The sequence below is a fragment of the Bacillus sp. 7884-1 genome (assembly GCF_002272245.1).
In the GTDB taxonomy this organism is placed as follows: Bacteria; Bacillota; Bacilli; order Bacillales; family Cytobacillaceae; genus Neobacillus.
The window spans coordinates 1-2,409 of record NZ_NPDD01000158.1 but is presented as its reverse complement, the minus strand read 5'-3'; the positions used below and the strand labels follow the sequence as shown (position 1 = coordinate 2,409).

The window sequence follows — 2,409 nt, the reverse complement described above, 5'->3', positions numbered from 1 at the left end:
GTTAGAAAAGTGGAGGCGACTGTCCTGGGACGAAGGAATAAGACGAACCATGAATGAAGGCGCTTTTTGCCTTCTTCATGGGGTGGCTTATTCCTCGAGTCCCAAGGAGCCGGAACTGGACAGCTTATGACCCCGAGCCCCTAGGCGCTAGAGCTAGTCAAGTAAAGCCCAGCAGGTATCTGCTGGGCTTTACTTTTTATTTATTTTCAGTTAATTGAAGGAACTCCTCAATATCATCAATACAGATTTTTACTGCCTTTTCCCAGAAATCCTTTTGACCTAAATTCACTTGTAAATGTTTAGCTGCCAATTCCTCAACCGTCATGGAAGCAGTATCTCTTAATAAGGCAATATACTTTTCCTCATAGCCTTTACCTTCCTCAAGAGCCTGAGCATAAATGCCAAGTGAGAATAAATAACCAAAAGTATATGGGAAGTTATAAAATGGTACTCCAGTGATAAAGAAATGCAGCTTGGATGCCCAAAATAATGGATGATATTCGTCCAAAGCCTCACAATACGCTTCCTTCTGAGCTCCTTCCATCAGTTCATTTAAAGTTTCAACTGATACTGGACCGCGCTTTCTTTCCTCATAAAAACGAGTCTCGAATAAAAAGCGAGCGTGGATGTTCATTAATAGAGCAACCGTTCTTTGAATTTTATCATCTAGCAGGGCGAGCTTTTCTTCTTCATCCTTAGCATTTTTCACAGCTGCGTCAGCAACAATCATTTCTGCAAAGGTAGATGCAGTTTCTGCTACATTCATGGCATAACCGCGATTAAGATAATGTACTCCCCTCATTGCAAAGGAATGGAAGCCATGCCCTAATTCATGAGCAAGTGTAGAAACATTTGAAGGTGTACCTGAATAGGTCATGAAAATACGAGATTCTTCACTTTCAGGGAATCCAGTACAGAAACCGCCAGGTGCTTTTCCAGGACGGTCTTCAGCTTCAATCCATTGGTTCTCAAATGCCATTTTAGCAAAAGTGGACATTTTTTCACCGAAAAGAGCAAAGTTTTGCTCAATAAATTCAGCACCCTCCTGGTAAGAAACCTTTGACTCAGTTTTTCCATATGGAGCATCTAAATCAAACCAGCTTAATTTTTCAATTCCCAAGAGTTTCGCTTTACGATTCATATATTCAACAAGGGGCTGTTTATTTTCAGAAATGACTGTCCACATGGTTTCTAATGTTTCTTTTTCCATTCGATTAATAGTTAATGGTTCTTTCAATACATCTTCCCAACCACGTTTTTTATAAACATTTAAACGGAATCCAGAGAGATGATTTAATGTTTTCGATAAGTAATCACTTTGTTCATTCCATGATTGTTCCCAGCTTTTAAATACAGCTTTACGTACTTCTCTGTCGATGCTTGAAAATCTATTTGATGCCTGCCCAACAGAAAGCTGCTTTACCTCACCATTTTCCTCAACAGGAATCTTTATTTTACTAACAATAAGATCATACAATTGTCCCCAGCTATGGTAACCATCTACACCTAGTGAACTAATTAGCGCTTCTTCCTCAATCGAAAGCTTTTCTTTTGCTCGTTCGCGGCGTTCAGTCAGGGAAAACGTCAATTCTTTTAGGTTATCATCTTCCAACACTAGTGCCCAAACATCATCATTGATGGATGATAATAAGTTGTCAAATGCACTAAGTGCAGATTGAAAAGCAGCACTTAGCCCTGTTACGGTTGCTTCAAGTGTATAAGCCTTTTTATCTTCAGTATTTTGTGCTTGAAGGCATCCCACAAATGCAGCTGCCTGACGAAGCTTCTTACCAGCGCTTTCAAAGTCTGATAGTAACTCTTTTAAAAAAATCTTATCCTCAGCTGTATTAAACGGGGACCAGTTTTTTACTTTTGTTTCAAATAGCTCAATTAATTCCTTTGTTATCTTTAAGTGGTCCGCTAGTTCAGCAGAATCGCTTCCGCCCTTAAAAAATACTTCAAGATTCCAAACATCTGAATATGTAGTTGCTGTCATCATGTTCCCCCCTTATGTATGTACCCTTACATTATAAATTTATTTTTTGAAAAATTCTATTATGTGTGTTTATATAAAAAATTGCTTGCGCAACGAATGCACAAGCTTTGAAGATTCAACAGCAAGTTGTATAATACCACCAGCCGCCAAAGATTAAGACTAGTATTAATAACACGATGAAGAGTGCGTACCATCCGCCTCCTCCAGTTGCATAAGGAACAGGATAAACTGGATAAGGGGCTGGGTAGCAGCAGGGATTTGGATAACCATATGACACATAAATACCCCCTTTCCCTTTTAATACTAGGTTATGTGCCTGTATACTTTTATGTATAGGCATCTGCCGTTTTAATTAAAAGGCTGTGTTAAATTAGGCTGTTGATTTGTGCTTCAGGCGCTTCGCTTTCCGCAGG

2 protein-coding genes are annotated in these 2,409 nt (G+C 39.3%); both read right to left on the bottom strand.

The annotated features are described in order from the left end of the window. Positions 1 to 196: 196 nt before the first annotated feature. Complete coding sequence (locus CHI06_RS18475) at positions 197 to 1,996, bottom strand: M3 family oligoendopeptidase (protein WP_095250099.1); 1,800 nt, start codon at positions 1,994 to 1,996, stop codon at positions 197 to 199. A gap of 115 nt (positions 1,997 to 2,111) precedes the next feature. Next, complete coding sequence (locus CHI06_RS29885; protein ID WP_165978986.1) at positions 2,112 to 2,273, bottom strand: hypothetical protein; 162 nt, start codon at positions 2,271 to 2,273, stop codon at positions 2,112 to 2,114. Positions 2,274 to 2,409 lie beyond the last annotated feature (136 nt).